This window comes from Arthrobacter russicus, from assembly GCF_031454135.1.
GTDB classification, from domain to species: Bacteria; Actinomycetota; Actinomycetes; order Actinomycetales; family Micrococcaceae; genus Renibacterium; species Renibacterium russicum.
Genome location: NZ_JAVDQF010000001.1, coordinates 3460678 through 3475695 on the forward strand (window position 1 = coordinate 3460678; position 15018 = coordinate 3475695).

Annotated in this window: 20 protein-coding genes; 7 read left to right on the forward strand and 13 right to left on the reverse strand. The window is 62.9% G+C overall.

Annotated features, from left to right (window positions below; translation table 11 throughout):
• Positions 1-58 precede the first annotated feature (58 nt).
• Together JOE69_RS16220 and JOE69_RS16225 are read left to right on the forward strand one after the other, a co-directional pair.
• Positions 59-703 carry a TetR/AcrR family transcriptional regulator gene (locus JOE69_RS16220; protein ID WP_309800493.1) on the forward strand — a complete coding sequence of 215 codons (645 nt, stop codon included), beginning with the start codon at positions 59-61 and terminating at the stop codon, positions 701-703.
• Between the two features lie 11 nt (positions 704-714).
• Positions 715-1122, forward strand: a complete 408-nt coding sequence (locus JOE69_RS16225; protein ID WP_309800495.1) for a Dabb family protein — start codon at positions 715-717, stop codon at positions 1120-1122.
• Positions 1123-1209: 87 nt separating this feature from the next.
• On the opposite strand, the gene JOE69_RS16230 is transcribed toward JOE69_RS16225, so the two are convergent.
• The 3 genes from JOE69_RS16230 to JOE69_RS16240 all read right to left on the reverse strand — a co-directional run bounded on the left by JOE69_RS16230 (position 1210) and on the right by JOE69_RS16240 (position 2906).
• On the reverse strand, positions 1210-1821 hold the full coding sequence (locus tag JOE69_RS16230; protein ID WP_309800497.1) for a TetR/AcrR family transcriptional regulator: 612 nt from the start codon (positions 1819-1821) through the stop codon (positions 1210-1212).
• 75 nt (positions 1822-1896) lie between these two features.
• Positions 1897-2541: an ABC transporter permease gene (locus JOE69_RS16235; RefSeq protein ID WP_309801356.1), complete on the reverse strand. Its 645-nt coding sequence runs from the start codon at positions 2539-2541 to the stop codon at positions 1897-1899.
• Entirely contained in the window at positions 2538-2906 is a 369-nt protein-coding gene (locus JOE69_RS16240) for a hypothetical protein (protein WP_309800501.1), read from the reverse strand. The genes JOE69_RS16235 and JOE69_RS16240 overlap by 4 nt, the downstream gene beginning before the upstream one ends.
• A gap of 14 nt (positions 2907-2920) precedes the next feature.
• Here JOE69_RS16240 and JOE69_RS16245 point away from each other — a divergent pair, with 14 nt between their 5' ends.
• The 3 genes from JOE69_RS16245 to JOE69_RS16255 all read left to right on the forward strand — a co-directional run bounded on the left by JOE69_RS16245 (position 2921) and on the right by JOE69_RS16255 (position 4991).
• Entirely contained in the window at positions 2921-3568 is a 648-nt protein-coding gene (locus tag JOE69_RS16245; protein WP_309800504.1) for a hypothetical protein, read from the forward strand.
• A 43-nt stretch (positions 3569-3611) separates the two neighbouring features.
• Complete coding sequence (arr, locus tag JOE69_RS16250; RefSeq protein ID WP_309800506.1) at positions 3612-4040, forward strand: NAD(+)--rifampin ADP-ribosyltransferase; 429 nt, start codon at positions 3612-3614, stop codon at positions 4038-4040.
• A 120-nt stretch (positions 4041-4160) separates the two neighbouring features.
• Complete coding sequence (locus tag JOE69_RS16255) at positions 4161-4991, forward strand: SDR family NAD(P)-dependent oxidoreductase (protein WP_309800508.1); 831 nt, start codon at positions 4161-4163, stop codon at positions 4989-4991.
• Here JOE69_RS16255 and JOE69_RS16260 read toward each other — a convergent pair.
• The 5 genes from JOE69_RS16260 to JOE69_RS16280 all read right to left on the reverse strand — a co-directional run bounded on the left by JOE69_RS16260 (position 4988) and on the right by JOE69_RS16280 (position 7905).
• Positions 4988-5575 carry a dihydrofolate reductase family protein gene (locus JOE69_RS16260; RefSeq protein ID WP_309800509.1) on the reverse strand — a complete coding sequence of 196 codons (588 nt, stop codon included), beginning with the start codon at positions 5573-5575 and terminating at the stop codon, positions 4988-4990. The genes JOE69_RS16255 and JOE69_RS16260 overlap by 4 nt on opposite strands.
• Positions 5530-6690 carry an RNA polymerase sigma factor gene (locus JOE69_RS16265; RefSeq protein WP_374709723.1) on the reverse strand — a complete coding sequence of 387 codons (1161 nt, stop codon included), beginning with the start codon at positions 6688-6690 and terminating at the stop codon, positions 5530-5532. Before JOE69_RS16265 ends, JOE69_RS16260 begins: the two co-directional genes overlap by 46 nt.
• 10 nt (positions 6691-6700) lie before the next feature.
• Positions 6701-7024 carry a YciI family protein gene (locus JOE69_RS16270; RefSeq protein WP_309800511.1) on the reverse strand — a complete coding sequence of 108 codons (324 nt, stop codon included), beginning with the start codon at positions 7022-7024 and terminating at the stop codon, positions 6701-6703.
• 134 nt (positions 7025-7158) lie between these two features.
• On the reverse strand, positions 7159-7479 hold the full coding sequence (locus tag JOE69_RS16275) for an SdpI family protein (protein WP_309800513.1): 321 nt from the start codon (positions 7477-7479) through the stop codon (positions 7159-7161).
• Between the two features lie 63 nt (positions 7480-7542).
• On the reverse strand, positions 7543-7905 hold the full coding sequence (locus tag JOE69_RS16280; protein WP_309800515.1) for a winged helix-turn-helix transcriptional regulator: 363 nt from the start codon (positions 7903-7905) through the stop codon (positions 7543-7545).
• An 83-nt stretch (positions 7906-7988) separates the two neighbouring features.
• Between JOE69_RS16280 and JOE69_RS16285 the strand changes: the two genes are divergently transcribed.
• A complete protein-coding gene (locus JOE69_RS16285) occupies positions 7989-8399 on the forward strand; it encodes a RidA family protein (protein ID WP_309800517.1) in 411 nt (136 codons plus the stop codon).
• Positions 8400-8419: 20 nt separating this feature from the next.
• On the opposite strand, the gene JOE69_RS16290 is transcribed toward JOE69_RS16285, so the two are convergent.
• The 4 genes from JOE69_RS16290 to JOE69_RS16305 all read right to left on the reverse strand — a co-directional run bounded on the left by JOE69_RS16290 (position 8420) and on the right by JOE69_RS16305 (position 12131).
• Complete coding sequence (locus tag JOE69_RS16290; protein WP_309800519.1) at positions 8420-10132, reverse strand: DNA/RNA helicase domain-containing protein; 1713 nt, start codon at positions 10130-10132, stop codon at positions 8420-8422.
• The gene (locus JOE69_RS16295; protein WP_309800521.1) at positions 10119-10439 is read right to left on the reverse strand and encodes a nucleotide pyrophosphohydrolase; all 321 of its coding nucleotides are present in this window, start codon (positions 10437-10439) and stop codon (positions 10119-10121) included. Before JOE69_RS16295 ends, JOE69_RS16290 begins: the two co-directional genes overlap by 14 nt.
• A 193-nt stretch (positions 10440-10632) precedes the next feature.
• Positions 10633-11202 carry a S1 family peptidase gene (locus JOE69_RS16300; RefSeq protein ID WP_309800522.1) on the reverse strand — a complete coding sequence of 190 codons (570 nt, stop codon included), beginning with the start codon at positions 11200-11202 and terminating at the stop codon, positions 10633-10635.
• Positions 11203-11627: 425 nt separating this feature from the next.
• A complete protein-coding gene (locus JOE69_RS16305) occupies positions 11628-12131 on the reverse strand; it encodes a hypothetical protein (protein ID WP_309800524.1) in 504 nt (167 codons plus the stop codon).
• A 151-nt stretch (positions 12132-12282) separates the two neighbouring features.
• Here JOE69_RS16305 and JOE69_RS16310 point away from each other — a divergent pair, with 151 nt between their 5' ends.
• Positions 12283-14658, forward strand: coding sequence for an FdhF/YdeP family oxidoreductase (locus JOE69_RS16310; protein ID WP_309800527.1), 2376 nt, complete (start codon positions 12283-12285; stop codon positions 14656-14658).
• Positions 14659-14680: 22 nt separating this feature from the next.
• Here the strand turns inward: JOE69_RS16310 and JOE69_RS16315 are convergent, their stop codons facing one another.
• A complete protein-coding gene (locus JOE69_RS16315; protein ID WP_309800530.1) occupies positions 14681-15010 on the reverse strand; it encodes a putative quinol monooxygenase in 330 nt (109 codons plus the stop codon).
• Between the last annotated feature and the right edge of the window lie 8 nt (positions 15011-15018).

Below are 15018 nucleotides of genomic sequence, written 5' to 3' on the forward strand. Positions count from 1 at the left end.
GCAAGCAACATTAACAGTGTTAGATAAACTAACAACGTTAGATCAGGTGGTGATGACAATGACTTCATTTCGTGCGACGCGTCGGGCAGCAGGCCGTGAGCGGGTGCTCGCCGCTGGGCTCGGCGTCCTCGAGCGGGAAGGGCTCGACGCCGTGACGGTTCGCCGGATCGCCGCCGAGCTCGACTGCACGGCACCGTTGATCTATCAGCACTTCACCAACAAGGACGAGCTGTTGGGCGAGATCGTCGCCCAGGGGTTCGACCGCCTGGCAGAGCGCAGCCGGGCAGCAGCAGTGGGCCACCCGACAGAGCGTCTTTTCCGCGCGGCCCGGGAATACGTCGACTCGGCCCTGGCCAGTCCCCACCTCTACCGGCTGATGATGGACACCTCGGTCTTGGACGCCGGGCGACGCAGCCGGGCGGCGTCCCGGATCGCCCGGGACACGGAAGCGCTACTCGGCGACTGGGCCGTGGAGGGCTGCCGCGCACTCGATGTCCGGCGTGCGGCGGAGCTGCTCTGGGCCGTACTGCACGGCGTCGTCCAGATCGCGGTGCTCACCGGCATGGAGCCGTCCGAATCGCGACGCCTCGCCGAGGCGGGCGTCACGTCTCTGCTCGCCGGGTTGACTGCCAATCCACCTGCTGATCTCGTCCGTTCCGTCCGACAGGCGGAGCCGGAGTCCGCAACAAACCCCAAATATTAGGAGAAGAAACCATGATTTACCACGGTGTGCGTATGACCATCAAGCCTGGCGTCAGCCCGGAAAAGCTCGAAGCAGCGCTGGAGAGCCTGCGCAATCAAGGCCGCGTGATTCCCTCGGTCAAGAGTTTCATCGTCGGGCCCGAGCACGGCGGCGATTTCGAATGGGGCGCCTTGTACGTCATCGAGGACCTCGATGGCTACTGGGAATACCTGATCCACCCGGCGCACGCGCACAGCGACGAAATCGGTCTGCCGCTCGTCGACCGGTTCGAATCCTACGACGTGGTCGACGACGCCGAACCGGAAATGGGCGAGAAGATCGCGGAACTGCACCGCCGGCGGTTCGAAGGCAACGCCGAACTCACGAAACTGGTCACGGACCTCGGTTCGTATTCCGGCAGCGGCGCGCCGACCGCCTGATGATGCCGAGCGGCCGGGTCCTGGCTGAACTTCCGGGACCCGGTTTTCCGGTGCCTGTTTTCGCTGGTCGCAGCGCGCTGCAACCGGCTACCCGGCCGGCTGGTCCAGCGCGCCCCTGAGCCAGCCGAAAGTCAGCGTATCCAAGGCCCGCTCGGCGAGCTGTGCGGCGTGTTCGTGCCCGATCGATGCGATTTGCCCAAGCGACGCCATGCCGTGCAGGGTTCCCCAGACGAGTTCGTTCGTCTCAGCGGCGGCGTCCCCGAGCCCGACGCCGTTCGCGCTCGCCCACGCTTCGAGGTAACCCTGCGTCAGGGCGATCACGGCTCCGGCAGCACGACCGCGCTCGGCCGAGTCGACCCCGCCGTCGTTCATCAGCAGATAGAGTTCCGGGCGCCGCTGGGCGAAATCCATATAGGCCCGGGCTGCCAGCCGGAAGCGCTCGGCTTCGGGGGCCTGGGCCGCCGACCTTTCCAGATCAGTCCGGAGGTCTTCGAAGCCGAGCATGATCAACGCGAGCAGAAGTGCTTCTTTGCCGGCGAAGTGTTGGTAGACGACCGGCGCGGTGTACTCGACATCGCCGGCGACCCGGCGGATCGTGAGCGCCGAAGCGCCCTCGCTTTCGAGTATCTGCAGGGCGGCATCGAGGATGCGGCTGCGATTGCTTTCCCTCGCGCGCTCGCGTCGCGTGTTTGCCGTCATCGGTCCTCGCTCTCCAAATGAGCCAATCCTATCCGGGGCCCGGCCTGGCCCGCTTCGGCGTCGAACGCCCTGAAGTCATTGCCTCCCCGTCTTCGGATTCAGGGCATTGGCCCAAGACAGCACCGAAGCCGGCATCCCGAGGTCGTAGACCATTTGGTGCCGGGTATCCGGGGGCTGGTACCCCAGGTAGGACAGCGTCGCTTCGAGGGCGATGAAACCGCTGAGGCTGAAGATCGCGGTGGTGATGATCGGCGCGATCGAATTCGGCAGGATGTGCCGGAAGACGATGTTGCGGCGCGAAGCGCCGAGCGCCCGAACTGCCAGGACGAAATCGGCGTCCTTGACGTTGATCACGGCTGCCCGGGCGATCCGCGCCATGATCGGCCAGGAGAAGAGTGTGATCGGCAGTGCGGTGGTCCAGAGCGATTTCTGCCGTTGAACATCGGCAGATAGGTGATCAGGAATACGCCAAGAACCAGGGGGAAGGCGAAGATCACGCTCGAAACCCAGGTGACGATCGAATCGAGCCAGCCGCCGAAGAAGCCGGCCAGTACGCCGAAGACCCCGCCGATGAGCAGAACTCCGAGAGTCGCGAAGACCCCGACGAAAAGGGAGGCCTGGGCGCCATAGACCGTCCGGGCGAAGATATCGCAGCCGTTGGTGTTGTAGCCGAAGATATGCCCGGCGCTGGGTCCTTGGAGCGAGTACTTGATGTTTCAGTCCGTCGGACTTTCCTGAGTGAACAAATGTGGCAAAAAGGCGGCAATCAGCACCAGGAGGGCGAGCAGTGCGGCGATGATGAAGACCGGTTGGCTACGCAAGCTGCGCCAGGCTTCCCGCCAGCGGCTGGCCGGGGCGGCATGGGATGCCTCCGGACGCATATCCTCCTCCACATCGGCTACGTAATGATCGATTTCTTGACTGCCTTCCATAGCGGAAACTCGGATCCGGTTTTGCGTCATACAAAAGATACGCTCGCCACTGGGTTTTGCCCAGAGGCTGCAACTTGTAAAGTTGATCAAGCGCTCTAGTTCGTGGATTCCTGCCGGGCGCTCTGATCGAAGCGCCGCTGCGGCGTCGAACACTTGAGGATGGTGTCGTGGAAGAAGACTGGATGATCATCACGTTTCTCGGCGCGGGGGTTCTGGTCCTTGCGCTGATCGTGTTTTTCGGGGTGCGGTCTTCGATCCGCAAGGCGCGAACCGGAACCATATCCTGGCAGTCCGGTTTCCGGTGGCTCGGCGACCAGACGTTCGTCGAATCCTCTGCAGTGGAGCTCGGCGACAAGCGGCAATGGGAACTGTTCCGTGCCGTCTACCAGATCGGCAGCCGCATCGATGCGGTACCAGTCCCGGTCGGGCCCGATGAAGCGCCGGCTTTCGCTTCGTTCACGGTCTCCCGGGTTTCGCAGAGCCTGGGTGCCGGCTGGCCGAAGGCGAAGCTCGGCTTCACCGCCTACTTCAAAGAGTTCGAGGGCGTCGAATTCCCGGCTCGATATGCCGTCAAGGCCGATCGGCGAATCAGCTCACTGAGCTTTGATGCCGCCGGCGTCGTCGGGCACGACAGCGCGGGGGAGCAGGCCTGCTCTGCATCCTGGGAGCAACTCCGCTTTTCCAACGGCTCCGATTTGATACTCACCGACGGCTCGACGATGATCCACGTCGAATTTCCGAAGGACAAGGATGAGCGGGACAGTCTGGAAGAGCTGGTGATCAAGTATGGGACACTCAAGCAGATGCATTTCTGACCGACGCCGGAAAACCGGCGGTGAATCGTGCAAAGGGCGAACCATGACACAACCTCCGGTCCCGTTCCAGGCACACGATTCCGGCGCCTATCTGCATGGCACCAAAGCCTCGCTCGCAGTAGGCGACCTGCTCGGCCCCGGATTCGAGTCGAATTACGAAAAGGACCGGATTTCGAATTACATCTACTTCGCCAAGACGCTCGATGCTGCGGCTTGGGGCGCCGAGTTGGCTGCCGGTGACGGGCCGCTGAGAATCTACCTCGTGGAGCCGACTGGCGCCGTCGAAGACGATCCGAACGTCACGGACAAGAAGTTCCCAGGAAATCCCACGATGTCTTACCGCTCCGCCGAACCGGTGCGCGTGGTCGGCGAGCTCGAAGGCTGGGCGGGGCACAGCCCGGAGCAAATCGCCGCGATGCGGCACGGTCTCACGGAACTCCAGCGCGCCGGTAAGGCGCAGATCGAAGACTGAGCTTGCGAGCATGTCCCCCCGAGATTCCAGACTCACGGGGTCAGAATGGGTAGGTCCCACGGGGTCGCAGAACTCAGTGGGACCCACTGCTGCCGGTAAGCCAAAATCCCAGGAGGAATGATGTCTGAAATCGCAAGTGTTGCCCCACCGGTGGCCGGTCGGCATGCCGGCAAAGTGGCTTTGGTGACCGGCGGCGGCACCGGTATCGGTGCGGCGACCGCAGCCCGTCTGGCCGCGGAAGGTGCTCGGGTCGTGGTGACCGGACGCCGTTCCGAACCGCTGAAAGCGGTGGCCGGGCAGATTTCCGGGCGCGCGATCGTCGCGGACATGTCTGATCCGGCCCAGGTCAAGGCCACGGTGCAGCAGCTCATCGCAGAGTTCGGCCAGCTCGACCTGGTGGTGGCGAATGCCGGCGCGCCATCGGTTTCCGCAGTGGCGGATACCAGCGACGAATCCTGGCGGGCGAGTATGGCGGCGAACTTGGACACCGCCTTTTTCACGCTGCGGGAGACCTTGCCGGCTTTGCTGCAGAGCCGCGGCAGCGCGGTCTTGGTTTCTTCGACCCTGGGGCTGTCCGCCGGACCGAAGGTCGCCGAATACACGACCGCGAAACATGCCGTGATCGGCTTGGCCAAGTCCGCGGCACGCGACTACAGCGGAGCCGGAGTCCGGGTCAATACGGTGTGCCCGGGCTGGGTTCGGACCGCCATGTCCGAAGCCGGCATGGCCCAGCTCGCCGCCTTGACTGGATTGCCCGGAGTAGCCGAGGCCTATGCCAAAGTCACGGAACAAGTGCCGATCGGTCGGGCCGCGGACCCCGCAGAAATCGCATCGATCATCAGCTTCCTGGGTTCGGCGGAGGCATCCTATGTCACCGGCGCGACCATCGCGGTCGACGGTGGCGCGGACATCGTCGACCTGCCGACGCTGCCGATGACCGGCGTTTTCTAAAGCCGGCTCAGGGGCACGGTTCCGCGGGACCGGTAGCGGTTCAACACCACCCCGGAGGGCAGTGCGCGCGAGTCGGCGAGCTGGAAGGCCTGGGCTGCGGTGCCCTCGGCGAAGAGCCGTTTGCCGGTACCCAGCAGCACCGGGTAGACGATCAGCAGCGCTTCGTCGGCGAGCCCGTGTGCCAGCAGCGTCGAGGTCAGGGTGGAACTGCCGGAGAGGATGAGATCGGGGCCGTCCTCCGCCTTGAGCTGCTGGACGCTGTCCACGAGGTCCGGTCCGAGTCCTGCTACGGGCCCCCATTCGAGGGATTCCGGGCGATGCGTGAGGACGAATTTCGTGGCCGCATTGAGCCGGTCCACCATGGGACTGCTCGGTACGTTGGGCCAGATCGCCGACCAGGAATCATAAGTGCGCCGACCGAGCAGCAGGTCGAAGCTTCCGCCGTGCTCGGCGAGCACCAGTTTGCCGCCCTCGGGTGTTCGGTAAGGCGCGGTCCAGTCATGGTACGGAAATCCGTCGCCGTCGGTGGAGTTCTGGATCACACCGTCGAGCGAGACGTGTTCGATGATTTTGAGTTTTCGCATGGGAAGTCTCCATAGCTAGGGGTTGTCGGCTGGGCAGCGGTTCGTTTTTCCCGGTGGTCGGGGTTCCGCCGGTTACTCGAGCTGTTGTAGGCGGCGCCGCAAATATGCTGCTTCGGCACGATTTCCGGCCAGCTCGATGGCTTTGCGGTATGCCGGCCGGGACTCGGAGTTGCGGCCCCGCCGACGCAGCAGATCGGCGCGGACGCCGTGGAAGGCGTAATAGCCGTCCAGTTCCCGGGCGAGCCGGCCGACGTGTGCACCGCGTTGATCGCGGCCAGCCGCTGGCGCAGCAATTGGTGGCCCTCGGCGATCTGGGCCGGATTCCACAAGCCGCGGTCTTGTTCGTCGAGCGGGACCAGATCGCCGGCCGCGGAGGTCCGACTGGCGCTCCGGGCTTCGATGAGCAGCATCAGGGCGAGCAGGCCGGCGACCTCGCCGTCGTCGGGCAGGAGCGTGTGGAGCAGCCGGGAGAGCCGGATCGCCTCGGCGGTCAACTCACTGCGGACCGGCTGAGGGCTGGCCCCGGTGGCCAAATAGCCTTCGTTGAAAATCAGGTACAGCACCGCGAGCACGCCGGAAGTCCGGGCGGGCAGGTCCGCAGCAGACGGCACCCGGTAAGGGATGCCGGCGACGGCGATTTTGGTCTTCGCCCGGGTGATCCGCCGGCCCATGGTGTTCTCCGGAACCAGGAAAGCCCGGGCGATTTCCGGCATGGTCAAGCCGCCCACCAGGCGCAAGGTGAGCGCAACCCGGGCTTCGATGGACAGGGCCGGGTGCGCGCAGGTGAAGATCAGGCGCAACCGGTCGTCGTCGATGGCACTGCTCCGCGCGGGGCTTTCATCGAGCAGCACGAGCGCCTCCTGCTGTTTGCCGTCGCGTTTGTTTTCGCGGCGGAGCCGGTCGATGGCCTTGCGGTTGGCGGTGGTGAGCCAGGCGCCGGGGTTGGCCGGAACGCCGTCGGCAGGCCAGTGTTCGACGGCGGTCGCGAAAGCCTCCGCAGTTGCCTCCTCGGCGATGTCCAGATCGCGGAATCGCCGGGTCAGTGCGGCGACCACCCGGGCCCACTCTTCGTGGTGGACCCGGGCGAGCGTCGCATTGAGGTCGGAGCGGTCCACGTGCCGGCGCTCAGAGGAACGGACGGACTTCGATTTTCCGCTGGCAAGCCCGCGAGGCCTGCTCCGCGAGGCTGAGCGCGGTGTCCAAATCAGGCACGTCCCAGATCCACAGGCCGTTGATGAATTCTTTGGTTTCCGCAAAGGGGCCGTCGGTGACTATCGGGGAGTCGTTCCGGTTGTCGACCGTGGTGGCCAGGTCCGGATTGCTCAGGCCGCCGGCGAAGACCCAGTAGCCGTCGGCTTGGAGTTGCTCGTTGAAGACGGTGATTTCGGCCATCCGGTCGTCGACGACGGGGTTGGCCGTGTTGTTGATGACTGAAACGAGGTACTGCATGCGGATCATCTCCTTGGTATTGGCTGCCGCGTGCGGGCAGCTTCACCTGCACTACGAACGTACCTGGGTCAATCCGACACCTTGGCCGGGAATCTTTCAAGGAATTTTTTGCGCCGCGCCCGCCGGGGCCGGGATCAGGCGGCGTCAGCCGCCCGGATAGCGCTGAGCACCGTCCAGAGCAGGCCCGCGATGAAGACCGTGATCGAGCCGATGGAAGCTGCCGGGGTGATGGTTCCGAGGATGCTGCAGAGCAGGCTGAGCACGAAGGCGACGAGTGCCGGGAGCACCGCGGCGGCATGTCCGGCCCGCCATGCCGCGGCGCTGCGCCGCAACGGCGGGATCCGGATGCCGAAGAAATGGTTCGGCGGAATCATCCCGCGGCCGGCCGCGAACGAGGCCAGGCAGAGCAGGAGCAGCAGGCCGGTGAACACCCAGCCGAGAATGACGATTTCCATGGCAGCTCCTTGCGCCGTCAGCCGTTCGTTGCGATCGACGAGCTAAGCGTACTGCGGGATGGGCTATTCGTCGTCGAATTCGCGCCGGGCTTTTTCGATCGCCGGCAGCTTCTCGTCGACCCAGCCCAAGAGCACGTCGATCGGGTCGCGGAGCGTCTTGCCCAGAGCGGTGATCCGGTACTCGACGGCGACCGGCCGGGAGCTGACCACGGTGCGGCAGACCACGCCGTTGCGTTCCAACCTGCGTAAGGTCGCGGTGAGCGATTTCTGCGTGACTTCCGGGATGGCGCGGCGCAGCTCGTTGAATCTGCTGGGGCGTTCGCAGAGTTCGTTGAGGACGCTGAGCGACCATTTGTCGAGGACTTGATCAAGCAATTCGCGATGCGGGGCGCTGATCACGAACGGGTCGTCGGTGCCGGTATCCATGCTGAAACCTGGTCTCGTTGTAGTGTCCTGGGGCGATCAAGTATCAATAGTATACCGCTTGATTCTGAACAGAGGAGGCTTCGATGCCAGTACGTTATTTCACCCCGGAAGGCCTGATGCAGCCGGTCCCGTACCACCATGTTGCGGTGGGGACCGGATCGCAGCAGATCCATGTCAGCGGGCAGATCGCCAGGACCGCGGACGGTACGCCGGTGGCGCCGGGGGATTTGGCCGGCCAGATGGTGCAGGCGCTACGGAACACTGCGGTCGGCCTCGCTGCGGCAGGGGCGACGTTCAGCGATGTGCTGCGGCTGAAGTTCTATCTCAAAGACTGGGCGCCGGAGATGTATCCGGACTTCATGGCCGGCTTGCAGCGGGCCGCCGTTGAGGTCGGATTGCCGCTGCCGACGCCGCCGTTGTCCGCGATCGGGGTTTCGTACCTGTTCGAGCCGGATGTGCTGGTTGAGGTGGAGGCGTATGCGGTGCTGGGCTGAAGGTTTAGCGAGCCAGTGATCTAGACGAACTGGCGAAGATATTCGCGTAAGTCGGGATCGCAAACATATAGATAGGATCCTTTCATGCCACGCGTCATCAGCACACGGTAGACATTGACGATGTATTTCAGCAGCTCGTCATCGCTGTACGGCTTGGCTCGCAGCCGGTTGTTTTCTTTGCCTTTGACGTCGAAATAGGAGGCGCGATCAAAGTAGGTCCGGTGCCGAATGGGATCGTAGCGGAGATCGTTTCCAATTATGACGCCGGCATAGTTGAGGTCGTACCCCTGCACGGTGTGTATAGACCCGACCTCCTCCAACGAGCCGGGGGAGCTAATCCAATCGACGATCTGGCTGTTCCAGCGCAGCCGTCGTCCGTCGAGTTCGATGTCGAAGGCGGTTGGTTCCCTCTTGCTTGCCCACGGCCAGGCATAGCCGGCAATCAAGCGAGACAAGCCATAGACGGCATCTTTGTCACGGATTGCTTCCTGCATCTGCCCGAAGTCATCGAACATCCGAAGCTCGTACTCGGGGAAATCCAGACGGCCGACCTGCGAGCCGCCGAGAATTTCGTGGATGTATCGGATGTAATCGCCGCCTGTTTGGAGGCGCATTTGCGATTGCAAGCGGTGATGGCGATGTGCGCTTCGAGCCTCGTAAACCAGCTCGGTGGTAGTTTTTCGAGGCAAATCAGCCGGCCGAACTGTTTGCTCAGTGTCCAAAAGCAGGATCTGATGTTTGCTTTTCTTCTTGATCCAATCAAGTTGCGTCCAGTTGGAATCATCGTTGCCGAACAAGTTTTGGTTGATCTCGATGAACTTCTTGTTCTGCGCACCTGACGATTGATTCGCGCGCTGGTTCAGGCGATGGGTTTCGTCCACGATCAGAAGATCGAATTCTTCTTTGCTTTCACCAACATTGAAGGGAGTCAGCACCATGCTCTTCGCAAGCCCGGGAGTCTTGTCGAAAACGCGTTGGATCGACTTCCGCAGGGACTGCTGTGGCACAACGAGTCCGATGTGGAAGCCCTGCAGCAACTCACTATGCCCTTCGAGGAAAAAGTCGGCGAAAAATGAGTCACTGTCCAACTCGGGTCCCGGCACCGTCGCAGCAATATCGCGCAGTAGCTTCATCAAATAAATTGCGACGATGGTTTTGCCTGTCCCCGGGTCGCCCTGAACCACGCTGGTGCTGTTCTGGTCCAGTTCGATGTCCTGGAAGAGTGCTTCGAGAATTTCGGTGACGGTGCTTGCTTGTTCGGGGTTCAACGCTTTGAAGGGCGAGAGTTTATACAACTCACTGTTTTCGATCTCGGGAATCTTGCGAGTGAACATTCCCGCGCGACGAAGCTCCTCGAAAATCTCGTGGAAGGTGTCCTGATAGGCGGCTCGGTTAAAATAGTCGGCGTCGATGATGCCTTCGTTACGGTTCAAGACCTGGTATTTTTTATCACCGGCGAACAACTTGATGAGAAAGGATTCGAGGTCGAGGCAGGCCGATTTGTTGAACGAGTCCCCAATGATCAGATTGATCTCGTGAAAGTTCTTTTTGTTAGGGGAAGCGCGGTGCTGGCGCATTCTTTTGACGGCCTTCAGCGATTCGCCGACGTACACCTCTTTGCGATTGTTGAGCGTATAGACGACGGGCCAGTTCTCATGCCGAGGATCTGCATCGACCCATGTTCTGACGGCTTCGGGTAGAAAGGAACGCTTATCGATCCTAAAATTCGTCATATTTATTACTCCGGCCGCGAGCTTTGTCCACCGGGTACTTGGTGCGAGTCTGTTCCAGCTTTTCTCGAACTATCTGCTCCGGGTCGACGCCAAGGCGGTCCGCGAGAAGCAAGCAGTAGGTTAGAACATCGGCAAGCTCCGCTTGCACGCGTTCTGATTTTGCATCGGTATTCCATTGAAAACACTCAAGTAGTTCGGCAGCTTCGATGGAAATGCTCTTCGAGAGATTCTCGGGGGTGTGGAATTGAGCCCAATCCCGTTCGGCCACAAAGGCTCGTAACGCATCGCGGAGAGATTGTTCGATCATCGTCTCAAAATAGCACGCGAGACTTCCCTCAACAGGGTGCCGCGCATAGCGGTCGAATTCGCTGGACGCACGCTGTGGCGGTATCGATGCCGAGGCCCAGTCTGATCACTTCGGATGTTGAGCTACCGGACCCGCAAATCAAAAGGCGGTACCGGCGAGTTGCCGGTACCGCCTTTTGCGTAAGGATCTGAGCCTACGAAGCAGAGACTCCGCTCGTGCTCTTGATCCACGATGCCGCGGCAACCGTGGACGCGTACATCACGGTTCCGCTGATGGTTCCGGGGGAACCCTGCAGCGGACCGGAGCACACGCCGACCTGCTTGCCGTTGACGATCAGCGGTCCGCCGGAATCGCCCCAGAGCGCCTGGCCGTTATCGCCCTTTTCCACGATCGACGGCCCGGGCCAGTTGCTGTTGTTGGTCCCGACGACCGTCACTTTCGCGGTCTTGAGGTAATCCGGGTAGGTCGGTGCAGTGTTGATCGCGCCCCAGCCGAAAATGTCACCCGGGGTATTGGCTGCCGGAGTGCTGGCGCCCAGCTTCGAGTAGGTGTTCTGGTACGGGCTGACCAGTTCGATCAGGGCCACATCGCCGCCGCTCCAACCGAGCGCACGCTTGGCCTTGATGGTGGTGCCTTGGCCGATCTTCGCGGCACCCAGCTGGACGCTCATCGAGCTGACGGATTGTTTCTCGATGCAGTGCTTGGCGGTCAAAACCCAGGTTGCGGAAATCTGCGAACCTGAGCAGTTGGCCTGGCCATTCACCAATTGCAGTGCGGCGAACGGGGCCTGCGAGATGTCCGCGGCATTGCCGCCGACGATCCTCGGGCTCGGCGTGCTCGACGCGGGGTGGCTTCTGGAGCCGGTGCTGCAGTGGATACCGCTGCACCGGACAAGGTCAAGGCTGCGGCTGCGCCCAGCGCTGCCGCTAGTCTTACCAATTTCATGATGAACCTTCCGTTGTTCTTGTAGGAATCGGGTGTTCAAACAAACCGGACCTCGTTGTCCGAATTAGTCGTCAAGGCTAGGTACAAACCCTGGCAACAACCCGGCAATAGCCTGGAAGACACCTCGATGCCGGTGCGGGGCCCCGGCCCTAGCCCAACTTTCACGCCCGGAAGTTGGGCAGGAACGCCGCTGCTCCACTTTCAGGCGTGAAAGTTGGGCTGGGGTGAAAGGGCCAAGCCCGGTCACACCGTCGCCTTGGCCTCCGCCGGTCCGCCGCAGCGGTCATCGCCGCCGACCCGGATCCAATCCGGGGAAACCGCGACGCTGCGCCGGACTGCGCCGTCCGCGCCGAGAACCTGTACCGTGAGCGCGTGGGGGCTGCGCATCGGGAAAGCGAAGGTCCAGTTCTGGCCGTCCCGGGAGTAGAAGCTCGCTCCGGAGAGATCCGTGCTGCTCGGCGGCGGGTCAGTGGCCGGCCTTGCCGTAGGCGCTGGGCTGGACGATGCCGGGCTGGGCGACGATGATTCCAGTGGCATCCGGTCCGTCGAGGAGATGCATTCGGCGTCGAGGCAGATCCGTACTCCGCCGACCGGCTCGAGCTCCGGGTCGACGGAAAGCACCAGATCGTTCGACCAGCCGATGGCGGTGCAGGCGGTCGGCGGAACGCAGCCGCCGAGCATCACGGCACCGGTCAACCCGAGGGCCGGAACCGGGACCGCCGCTGCCGTGCGGGTGAGCCGTCGCATGGAAACAGCGTAGACCGAAAACCGGATTCAGCCCAGGTTCCAGGCCGGAAATCGGCCTCGGCCCGGGTACGCCGGGGGTCGGTGCTGGCCGTCTACGGCAACGCGTAATAGGCTGGCCGGAAGACGCCGTCGAGCTTGTGGGGGAACTGGAATGAGTGCCCAGAGATCCAACCGGGATGAAGCGCCGGGCGCGCTGCCGGCAGGACTCGGACCGGTGGCTGGCCTACTGCCGGCGATGCCGCGGCAGGGCGGCTATGGTCCGGTTTCCACCCGGGACTGGTCGCAGCTGGACTACCACCATCCCGCTGCCGGGTGGGGTGCGGCGATGTCCGTGGGCAAAGTTTTGCTGACCCAGGGCGAAGTCGTCTCCGGCAGCTTGGCGATGATCAAGATGAACCATCCGGTGAAGGGTTTCGATTGCCCGGGGTGTGCCTGGCCGGACGACAACAAGGGCTTGATGCTCGACATCTGCGAGAACGGGATCAAGCACGTCACCTGGGAAATGACCCGAAAACGGGTGGACCCGCAGTTCTTCGCCAAACATTCGGTCACGGAACTCGCCACCTGGACCGACTTCGAGTTGGAGAACCAGGGCCGGTTGACCTACCCGATGGTCTACAACGCGGACACCGACCATTACGAACCGATCAGTTGGGATGCCGCCTTCGAGCTGGTCGCCGAAGAGCTCCGGGCCCTGGCGAGTCCCAACCAGGCTGCTTTCTACACCTCCGGACGGCTCAGCAACGAAGCTACCTTCGTTTACCAGCTGATGGTCCGCGAATTCGGCACCAACAACCTGCCGGACTGTTCCAATATGTGCCACGAGGCCTCGGGACGCGCATTGCAGGCCTCGCTCGGCACCGGCAAGGGCACCTGCGACCTGGACGACTGGGAGGAATGCGACGCCCTGTTCATCATGGGCGTCAACGCGGCGTCGAACGCGCCCCGGATGCTCACTGCGCTTTCCGAAGCGACTAAACGGGGTGCGGCCGTGGTGCACATCAATCCGCTCGTCGAGGCCGGTGCCACCCGGACCATCGTGCCGCACGACATTGTGGACATGGCGCTTTTCAAGACCTCCTCGACCAGCACCTTGAACTTGCAAGTGCGGCCGGGCGGGGATCTGGCTTTGCTGCGCGGCATGGCGAAGGCACTGTACGAAGCCGCCGAATCTGATCCCGGTGCGATCGATCAGGACTTCCTGGACGCCTACACCAGTGGCTCGGCGGAGTATCGCGAGTTGGTGGCGGCCACGAGTTGGGCCGAACTGAGCCGGCAGGCCGGGCTGGGCGAAGCCGAGATCCGCCAGGCCGCCGAGGTCTACCGGCAGTCCGACAAGTCGATTTTCAGTTGGTGCCTGGGCATCACGCAGCACGAACACGGCGTGGACACGGTACGGGAGATCGTCAATCTGCTGGCCTTGCGGGGAAACCTCGGCCGGCTCGGGGCCGGTCCGTCTCCGGTCCGCGGGCACAGCAATGTGCAGGGCAACCGCACGTGCGGCATCGATCACCGGCCGGCCGGGGAGTTCTTGGACCGTCTCGACGCGGTCTGCGGAATCACTTCGCCGCGCGAGCCCGGCTTGGACACGGTCGGCATCATCAAGGCGATGCACGACGACGAACTGAAGGTGTTCGTCGGTCTGGGCGGGAACTTCGTGCTCGCCGCCCCGGACACCATTTATACCGCCCGCGGTATGCAGAAATGCGAACTCACCGTGCAGGTGAGCACGAAACTCAACCGCAGCCACTTGGTGCATGGCAAGAAAGCCTTGATTCTGCCGTGTTTGGGCCGTACTGAGGAAGACCTGCAGGCGAGCGGTCCGCAGGGGGTCAGCTGCGAAGATGCCATGAGCATGGTCCAACTCTCGGTGGGGCGGCGGAAACCGGCCTCGCCGCATTTGCTCTCGGAGACCGCGATCATCAACGGGATGGCCCGGGCGCTGCTGCCGCAGAGCGCTACCCCGTGGGAGTCCTACACCGAGGACTACGATGCGATCCGTGAGGTGATGGCCCGGGTCCTGCCCGGTTTCGAGGATTACAACAGCCGGGTCCGCGAGCCGCTCGGCTTCCGGATCGCCCAGCCGCCGCGGGAACGCGAGTTCCAAACGCCGTCGGGCCTGGTCGAGTTCTCGCAAGCTCCGTTGCCGGACGTGATCCCAGCCGATGCCGAGGTACTGGTGTTGCAGACCATGCGCTCGCACGACCAGTGGAACACCACGATCTATTCGGACAACGACCGCTACCGCGGGGTGAAAAACTTGCGTGAACTGATTTTCCTCAATAAAGCCGACATGTCCGAGCGGGGCATCGGCCAGGGCGATTTCGTGGACATCACGGCTACCGCGAAGGACGGCAGCCTCCGCTCGCTGCGCAAGTACCGGGCGCTGGAGTACAACCTGCCGAGAGGGTCGGCGGCCGGGTACATGCCGGAGATGAATGTCTTGATCGGTTGGAGCGACTACAGCACGCAAAGCGATCAACCGCTCATGAAAAACCTGAAGGTCCGGGTGGTTCCGGCGCAATAGCGGCGGCCCGGGGTTGCCGCCGCTATCCGGCGTCGATCGTCAATTCGCCCATCTCGTCCCAGCCCGAACCGTCCACCTTCCGGGAAACGATTTTCGGGGTGGCGGCGAGCACCGGCCGCATGGCTTCCAGGCCGGCAGCGAAGTGCTGGCTGGAGACGTGCGCCGCGGCCGCATCGTCGCCGTCGAACGCTTCGATCAGCACATATTCGTTGGGATCCGCCAAGCTCCGCGACCATTCGAACCAGAGATTGCCCGGCTCCTGGCGGGTCGCTGCCGTGAACTCGGCGGTGATCTCCGGGAAACGGTCGGCATGTTCGGCTTTGACCGGGAATTTGACCACGATGAAGTACATGTTTTCAG

Coding starts and splice junctions, on each gene's coding strand:
- JOE69_RS16270 (WP_309800511.1), bottom strand. CDS start 7,024: ATGCAGTACCTCGTTTCAGTCATCAACAACACGGCCAACCCCGTCGTC.
- JOE69_RS16260 (WP_309800509.1), bottom strand. CDS start 5,575: ATGCGAAAACTCAAAATCATCGAACACGTCTCGCTCGACGGTGTGATC.
- JOE69_RS16255 (WP_309800508.1), top strand. CDS start 4,161: ATGTCTGAAATCGCAAGTGTTGCCCCACCGGTGGCCGGTCGGCATGCC.
- JOE69_RS16310 (WP_309800527.1), top strand. CDS start 12,283: ATGAGTGCCCAGAGATCCAACCGGGATGAAGCGCCGGGCGCGCTGCCG.
- JOE69_RS16225 (WP_309800495.1), top strand. CDS start 715: ATGATTTACCACGGTGTGCGTATGACCATCAAGCCTGGCGTCAGCCCG.
- JOE69_RS16290 (WP_309800519.1), bottom strand. CDS start 10,132: ATGACGAATTTTAGGATCGATAAGCGTTCCTTTCTACCCGAAGCCGTC.
- JOE69_RS16230 (WP_309800497.1), bottom strand. CDS start 1,821: ATGACGGCAAACACGCGACGCGAGCGCGCGAGGGAAAGCAATCGCAGC.
- JOE69_RS16220 (WP_309800493.1), top strand. CDS start 59: ATGACTTCATTTCGTGCGACGCGTCGGGCAGCAGGCCGTGAGCGGGTG.
- JOE69_RS16315 (WP_309800530.1), bottom strand. CDS start 15,010: ATGTACTTCATCGTGGTCAAATTCCCGGTCAAAGCCGAACATGCCGAC.
- JOE69_RS16285 (WP_309800517.1), top strand. CDS start 7,989: ATGCCAGTACGTTATTTCACCCCGGAAGGCCTGATGCAGCCGGTCCCG.
- JOE69_RS16295 (WP_309800521.1), bottom strand. CDS start 10,439: ATGATCGAACAATCTCTCCGCGATGCGTTACGAGCCTTTGTGGCCGAA.
- JOE69_RS16305 (WP_309800524.1), bottom strand. CDS start 12,131: ATGCGACGGCTCACCCGCACGGCAGCGGCGGTCCCGGTTCCGGCCCTC.
- JOE69_RS16280 (WP_309800515.1), bottom strand. CDS start 7,905: ATGGATACCGGCACCGACGACCCGTTCGTGATCAGCGCCCCGCATCGC.
- JOE69_RS16275 (WP_309800513.1), bottom strand. CDS start 7,479: ATGGAAATCGTCATTCTCGGCTGGGTGTTCACCGGCCTGCTGCTCCTG.
- arr (WP_309800506.1), top strand. CDS start 3,612: ATGACACAACCTCCGGTCCCGTTCCAGGCACACGATTCCGGCGCCTAT.